The organism is Sphingomonas sp. Ant H11, assembly GCF_000797515.1.
GTDB lineage: Bacteria > Pseudomonadota > Alphaproteobacteria > Sphingomonadales > Sphingomonadaceae > Sphingomonas.
This window is the reverse complement of sequence record NZ_JSBN01000059.1, coordinates 35,570-42,666: the sequence shown is the minus strand read 5'-3', so window position 1 is coordinate 42,666 and position 7,097 is coordinate 35,570. Positions and strand designations below refer to the sequence as shown.

The window sequence follows — 7,097 nt, the reverse complement described above, 5'->3', positions numbered from 1 at the left end:
GATCAGGCCGAGCGCCAGGCCGAGGATGCTCGCGGGCCAGCGAGATCCGCCCTGTGCGCGCTTTTCTTCAACGCTTCCCCCGGCGCAGGCCGGGGCCCAATTGCGGCGTGGATCGTAAGGAAGCGCTGTCCGAGCCTATAACCGGCTCGCGACTGGGCCCCGGCCTGCGTCGGGGAAGTAGGAAGGGCCGGGGAAGGGAGAGGGGGGCGTCGAAGGACGACGTCTGATCCCACAGCCGCGCCATCGCCCCCAATGCCAGCCACAACAGCGCCGCCGCCGGTGTGCTCGTCCACGGCTCGATCCACACTTTGGCAATGTCGAATTGGGGGAGCGTCGTCGCGGCGAAGAGCAGCACGGCCCCCCATAGCGGCACGCCAAAACTGCGCGCCACGCTGCGAAAGCCGCCAAAGGCCAGTAGATAGCAAGCCAGATTGACGAAGAAAAACGGCTGGCTCGGCCACAGCTGCAGGAAGGGCAGGCCGAGCAACGGATAGAGCAGCGGGTAATAATGCTGGCTCGGGGCCAGATCGCCGGTCGCAAGCGCGGTCGCCGAGCGCACGTAGAGCGACTGGTCCTGCCAATCATGCCAGTACAGCGCGGCGGGGTCGGTGAGGCCTGCCCACCCGACCACGCGCAGCACGCTCAGCAGATAGACGACGGTCAGTGCCGCATAGGGCCACACAGCCGCCGGGGCGGCGGCCCGAAGCTGCCGCCACCCCGCCATGTGCTTATTTGCCCTTGCTCAGCCGATGCTTTTCGAGATCGAGCACGGCATTGTCGGCCCCTTCGGGCAGCAGCCCGAGACGGCGCGCAACTTCCTGATACGCCTCGACTTCACCGCCGAGATCGCGACGGAAGCGATCCTTGTCGAGTTTCTCGTTGGTGGTCATGTCCCACAGGCGGCAGCCATCGGGGCTGATTTCGTCGGCGAGCAGGATGCGCGGATAATCATTGTCCCACACCCGCCCGAATTCGAGTTTGAAATCGACCAGGCGAATGCCGATCCCGGCGAACAGCCCGCACAGGAAATCGTTGATGCGAATCGCCAGGTCGGCAATGTCGTGCATCTCTTCCTGCCCGGCCCAGCCGAACGCGGCGATATGCTCGTCGGTGATCATCGGATCGCCGAGCGCATCGTCCTTATAATAATATTCGATGATCGTGCGGGGAAGCTGGGTGCCTTCCTCAATGCCGAGTCGAGTCGAAATCGATCCGGCGGCGACATTGCGGACCACCACTTCGATCGGGATGATCTCGACCTGGCGGATCAACTGCTCGCGCATGTTGAGGCGGCGGATGAAGTGCGTCGGTACGCCGATCAGCCCGAGCAGGGTGAAGATATGCTCGGAAATCCGGTTGTTGAGCACGCCCTTGCCGCTGATCGTGCCCTTTTTCTGGGCGTTGAAGGCGGTTGCGTCATCCTTGAAATACTGGATCAGCGTCCCTGGCTCAGGCCCCTCATAGAGGATCTTGGCCTTGCTTCGTAGATCTGGCGGCGGCGTGCCATGTGCGCGGATACCCCTAAAAACCAAAAGCTGAAAACGATAGGCCCCGGCGACGCGGGGAACGCGGGCCGGGGCGGTAAGGGTTCCGCTATATCGAATGCGCGGCGGCGGTGCAATCAGCTTGGGCGCAGGGCGCGGCGCTTCGCCCGTTACGCAACCGGTTCGTGTTCCTCGCGGGTCTCGTGCGCTTTCGGTGTTTCGTGGTGGAACCAACGCTGGACGATGCCGGTGTGTCCACCGTCGTCCTGTCGCGGGGCCGGGGGCAGGACGGGGGCGGCAGCGCCCTCGGTTCGCGCCAAAATCCAGCGGAGCAGCAACGCGCCGCCAAGCAGCAACGCCAGCCACGGCCCGATCCCAGCCAGCACCACCAGCAGCCCGGCGAGCGACGCCAGAAAGGTGTCGCCAGCGCTTTCAAAGGTCGCGGCGGGCGACGCCCCGATTCCCGGGATTCCGCCGTTGGAGCTGTATTGGAACAGCACCGGCACGCTCGCGGTGGCACCAGCGGCCCCCTGATCGACATCGCCGATCGTTGCGATCGCGCTGCGCAATCGATCGACCTTGGCGATGGCCAGTCCCTTCTGTTCGGGGGCGGTCGCGCCGCGAGCGCCGGATTCGGCATTGGCCAGGGCGTCGCGCAGGCGCGCCAGCACGACTCCGCCGCGTCCGCTCCCGTTGGCCGCGTCGGTCCCGGCGATGGTGGCGTCGGTCATCGTGCCGTGCGCGGCGTTCACCGTCTGCGCAGCGGCCTTGCCAAAGGCACGCGCCACCGTTGGGTCGAGCGTCATCGTGAGGGCGGCGGCGATCTCGTTATCGGTACCGACCGTATAGCGCATCGCCGTAATCCGGCACCGCGCCGGGCCGAGCTGATCGCAACCGCGCGCGTGGCTTTCCTGCACCGATTCGATCCGGCTGGCAGGCAGGCGGAAGGCGTAGCGATAGTCGAACCCGCCGTCGGGCGCGGGCAGCGCGGCGGCTTTACCAGATGCGGTCGATCCCGGGCCGCCGGGTGCGGAGACCCCATCGCATCCGCCAAGCAACAGTAATCCTGCGAGAAGCCTAGCGAATCGCATCGTCCACCCCCAATGCCCGCGACCGCATAGCAGTTTTGGACCCGCAGGGCACGCTGGGTCAGGTCACCGCATTGCGTTGTGCGAAGGCTGGGTCATGGTGCGCGCCGCTTGCCAGGATGTCCCCGAGGATCGCTCCGGCGCGCCATACGTCCTCGAATCCGAGGTAGAGCGGAGTCAGGCCAAAGCGCACAATGTCGGGGTCGCGAAAGTCGCCGATCACGCCGCGCGCGATCAGCGCCTGGCACAGCGCATAGGCCTGGGGATGGCGGAACGAAATATGGCTGCCGCGCCGTTCGGGATCGGCGGGGCTGACGCATTCGAGGTTCAGGCGCGCACCGATGGCGGCGAATTGGTCGAACAGCGCCGCGCTCTTCTTCGCCACCGCCTGTTGATCGACGTCGCGCCACAGGTCGACTCCCGCCTCCAGCCCCGCCATCCCCAGCATCGAAGGGGTGCCCGCCAACCAGCGTTTCATGCCGCTGGCCGGTTGATAGGCATCGGTAAAATCGAACGGCGCGGCATGGCCCATCCAACCCGATAGCGGGCTTGCCAAGCGTTCCTGCAAGCGTCGCGCGACGAACAGGAATGCCGGGGCACCGGGGCCGCCATTGAGATATTTATACCCGCAGCCCACCGCGAGATCGGCTCCGGCCGCGTTGAGATCGACCGGGACCGCGCCGACGCTGTGGCTAAGGTCCCATAGTGTCAGCGCCCCGGCGGCATGGGCAGCGGCGGTCCACGACGCCATGTCGAAGCGCTCGGCGGTTTTGTAATGGACATGGGTGAGCAGGACGACCGCAGTGTCGCCGTCGATCGCACCGCTGAGCGCGCCCCGCGCAACCGCGTTCAGCCGGGCACCGGCCACGCAGCCGACCGCGCCCTCGGCGATGTGCAGGTCGGTCGGGAAATTGCCGGTTTCGCTAACGATGGTGCGGCGCGCGGGATCGTGGCGAAGCGCGGCGACGAGCAGCTTGAACAGGTTGACCGAGGTGGAATCGGCGACGATCACTTCGTCGGGCTCGGCCCCGATCAGCGCCGCGATCTTGCCGCCAATGCGCTGCGGGGCGTCGATCCAGCCTTCGTTCCAGCTGCGGATCAGCCGCTCGCCCCATTGCCGCCCGGCCATGTCGGCGAGCGCGGGCGCGGTGTCGCTGGGCAAGGGGCCAAGCGAATTGCCGTCGAGATAGATCACGCCCTCGGGCAGCGCGAACCGGTCGCGATAGCCGCGCAGCGGATCGGCGGCGTCGCGCGCGCGCGCTTCGTCGCGCGTCATTGGGCCAGCGCGCTGCGGATCAGCGCCTTAGCTTGCGCCCAGGCCGCCGTCTCCGGCGCGATCAGTTCGACATGGCCGGTACGCTCCACAATGTGCAGCGCGGCGCGGTCGCCCTTGGCGCGGGCCTGATCGACATAGCCGGTGCCGAGGCGCAGCGGAATGATCGCGTCGGCCCGTCCGTTCACCAAATCCTGCGGCACGCCGAGCGGCAGTAGGCGCGGCACCGAGGTATCGGCATAAACATCGCTGCGGGTGCCGGGCTTGCCGACCAGGTGCGACACGACGTCCGTGCCACACCCATTGTCGGGGCTGGCGGCGGTCGCTTCGAGATCGGGCAACCCGCCGAGGCTTACGACATGGCTGATCTTGATCGGGTGGGCGCTGTACAAGGGGCTGTCCTTGGGCAAGCGCGACCGTCCGGCCAGCCACAGCGCCAGGTGTCCGCCGGCCGAATGGCCGACCGCGACGATATGGGTAGTGTCGAGATGAAAGCGCTCGGCGTGGGACGCGAGCGCGTCGGCGGCGGTCGCGGCATCGAGAAAGGTTCCGGGATAGCCCCCGCCCGGACGATCCACCCCGCGATATTCGATATTCCACACCGCGATCCCGCTTTTGCGAAGATCGTCGGCGATCCAGTTCATCAGGCTGCGGTCGGCGATGCTGGTGGTCCAGCAGCCGCCATGCACCATCAGCACGACGGGATGGCGGCCGACCCCTGCGGGGAGCCACACGTCCACCTTTTGCAGTGCATCCGTACCATAGGCGATCGTCGCATCGGGCTTCGGCTGTGCCCGTCCGGTCAAGTCGGGCCAGCTGAGCAAGGGCGGTTCGGGCGTGCGCGGAGTATCGGGCATGGCACCTGCGGGCAAAGTGAGAAGGGCAAGCGAGAGCAACCGGATCATGTCCGCAGGGTGTAATCGCCACGCGACCATCTCGCCACCTGCGAATGCGGCTGCTATCGCGGAGCTATGCCGACCGATTTGACCGATCCCTTCCAGGCCATCGTGGACTCACCCTTCGATAGCGCGCTCAGCGACCGCTATCTGGTCTATGCCCTGTCGACGATCACCGCGCGTTCGCTACCCGACGTGCGCGACGGCATGAAACCGGTGCACCGCCGGTTGTTGTGGGCGATGCGCCAACTGCGGATGGACCCGAACACCGCCTATAAGAAATCGGCGCGCGTCGTTGGCGAAGTGATCGGCAAATATCATCCGCATGGCGATTCCTCGGTCTATGACGCGATGGTCCGGCTCGCGCAGGATTTTTCGGTGCGCTATCCGCTGGTTGAGGGGCAGGGGAATTTCGGCAATATCGACGGCGATAACGCCGCTGCCTTCCGCTATACCGAGGCGCGGCTGACGCAAGTCGCCATGGATTTGATGGAAGGGCTCGACGAAGACGCCGTCGGCTTCAAACCCACCTATAATAATGAAGAGCAGGAGCCCGAGCTTTTCCCTGGAGCTTTCCCGAACCTGCTCGCAAACGGTGCGGCGGGAATCGCGGTTGGCATGGCCACCAGCATCCCGCCGCACAACGCCGCCGAACTGTTCGACGCGGCGATCCTGCTGATCGACAATCCGCACGCCGAGGATGCGGCGCTGCTGGAGCATATCAAGGGCCCCGATTTCCCGACCGGTGGGTTGGTCGTCGACAGCCCGGCGTCGATTGCCGAGGCCTATGCTACAGGTCGCGGCGGCTTCCGCGTGCGCGCGCGCTGGCATGTCGAGGATCAGGGGCGCGGCACCTGGAACGCGATCGTCACCGAAATCCCCTACGGCATCCAGAAGGGCAAATTGATCGAGCAGATCGCGGCGATCGTCAACGACAAGAAGCTGCCGATCCTGGCCGACATCCGCGACGAATCGGATTCGGAAATCCGCATCGTCATCGAACCGCGCAGTCGCACGGTCGAGGCCGATATGCTGATGGAAAGCCTGTTCAAGATGTCGGACCTGGAAGTCCGCTTCAGCCTCAACCTCAACGTGCTCGACGCCAACCGCACCCCGCGCGTGATGAGCCTGCGCCAGGCGTTGCAGGAATGGGTGGCGCATCAGTTCATCGTGCTGCAACGGCGCACCACGCATCGCCTGTCCAAGATCGCCGACCGGATCGAGCTGCTGCACGGCTATATCGTCGCCTATCTCAACCTCGACCGCGTGATCGAGATCATCCGCACCGAGGATGAGCCCAAGCCGGTGATGATGGCCGAGTTCGAGCTGAACGAGCGCCAGGCCGAGGCGATCCTCAACATGCGGCTGCGCAGCTTGCGGCGGCTGGAGGAAATGGAGTTGCGCAAGGAGCGCGACACGCTGGAAGCGGAGCGGGCCGGGCTGGAGGCACTGCTCGGCAGCGAGGCGCGGCAGCGCACGCGGCTGAAGCGCGACTTCACCAAATTGCGCGAGCGCTATGGCCCCGAGACCAAGCTCGGCAAGCGCCGCACCACCGTCGCCGAGGCGGCCCCGGCGCGTGATATCCCGCTCGAGGCGATGATCGAGCGCGAGCCGATTACCGTGATCCTGTCGCAGCGCGGCTGGATCCGCGCGATGAAGGGGCATGTCGATGCCGCAGGAGTTGCGGCGGTGAAGTTCAAGGAAGGCGATGCGGCGCTGTTCGATTTCACCGCGCATACCACCGACAAGATCATCGTCGCGGCCGAAAACGGGCGATTTTACACGCTGGCGGCCGACAAATTGCCCGGCGGGCGCGGCTTTGGCGAGCCGGTGCGGTTGATGATCGATCTCGATGGTGAAATCGGGATCGTAGGGATCTTCCGCGCCGGCATTTCGGAGAAGCTGCTGGTCGCGGCGAGTGACGGTCGCGGCTTCATCGTCCGCACCGCCGACATCCTCGCGGAGACGCGCAAGGGCAAGACCGTGGTGACGCCGCGGATCGGGGCCAAGCTCAAGGTCGTCCGCCCGGTTGCGCCCGAGGCGGATTATATCGCTGCAATAGGCGATAATCGGCGCTTGCTGGTGTTTCCGCTGTCCGAGCTGGCAGAGATGGCGCGCGGGCAGGGGGTGCAGCTGATGCGCTTCCGGGATGGAGGGCTATCCGACGCGATCGCCTTCGTTTTGCCGAAGGATTGAGCTGGCCAATGGGCGGCGAGAGCGGCCGCATCCGTACCGAAACCGATCTTGCGCCGTGGCGTGCCGCGCGCGGTGCTGCCGGCCGAATGCCACCCAATGGATTCCCCCGCGATAACCGCTTCTAGCGGGCGCAAATGCCAACGGTGTCATTTCACCAACG

Annotated in this window: 4 protein-coding genes and 2 pseudogenes; 1 reads left to right on the top strand and 5 read right to left on the bottom strand. The window is 65.9% G+C overall.

The features are described 5' to 3' along the window. Positions 1–67 precede the first annotated feature (67 nt). From NW75_RS11975 to NW75_RS11955, 5 genes and pseudogenes are all read right to left on the bottom strand, one after another. Complete coding sequence (locus NW75_RS11975; RefSeq protein ID WP_197057799.1) at positions 68–724, bottom strand: hypothetical protein; 657 nt, start codon at positions 722–724, stop codon at positions 68–70. A 4-nt stretch (positions 725–728) separates the two neighbouring features. Then, positions 729–1,507, bottom strand: a pseudogene (gene purC, locus NW75_RS11970) (phosphoribosylaminoimidazolesuccinocarboxamide synthase). Positions 1,508–1,654: 147 nt separating this feature from the next. After that, the gene (locus NW75_RS11965; protein ID WP_137902641.1) at positions 1,655–2,575 is read right to left on the bottom strand and encodes a hypothetical protein; all 921 of its coding nucleotides are present in this window, start codon (positions 2,573–2,575) and stop codon (positions 1,655–1,657) included. Between the two features lie 58 nt (positions 2,576–2,633). Then, positions 2,634–3,848 (bottom strand): kynureninase, encoded by a 1,215-nt coding sequence (gene kynU / locus NW75_RS11960; RefSeq protein WP_033965443.1) that lies wholly within the window; start codon positions 3,846–3,848, stop codon positions 2,634–2,636. Next, entirely contained in the window at positions 3,845–4,750 is a 906-nt protein-coding gene (locus tag NW75_RS11955; RefSeq protein WP_231565165.1) for an alpha/beta hydrolase, read from the bottom strand. Before NW75_RS11955 ends, kynU begins: the two co-directional genes overlap by 4 nt. A 66-nt stretch (positions 4,751–4,816) precedes the next feature. On the opposite strand from NW75_RS11955, the pseudogene parC reads away from it, so the two are divergent. Then, positions 4,817–7,062 (top strand): annotated as a pseudogene (gene parC, locus NW75_RS11950) (DNA topoisomerase IV subunit A). Positions 7,063–7,097 lie beyond the last annotated feature (35 nt).

Coding starts and splice junctions, on each gene's coding strand:
- NW75_RS11955 (WP_231565165.1), bottom strand. CDS start 4,750: ATGATCCGGTTGCTCTCGCTTGCCCTTCTCACTTTGCCCGCAGGTGCC.
- NW75_RS11965 (WP_137902641.1), bottom strand. CDS start 2,575: ATGCGATTCGCTAGGCTTCTCGCAGGATTACTGTTGCTTGGCGGATGC.
- NW75_RS11975 (WP_197057799.1), bottom strand. CDS start 724: ATGGCGGGGTGGCGGCAGCTTCGGGCCGCCGCCCCGGCGGCTGTGTGG.
- kynU (WP_033965443.1), bottom strand. CDS start 3,848: ATGACGCGCGACGAAGCGCGCGCGCGCGACGCCGCCGATCCGCTGCGC.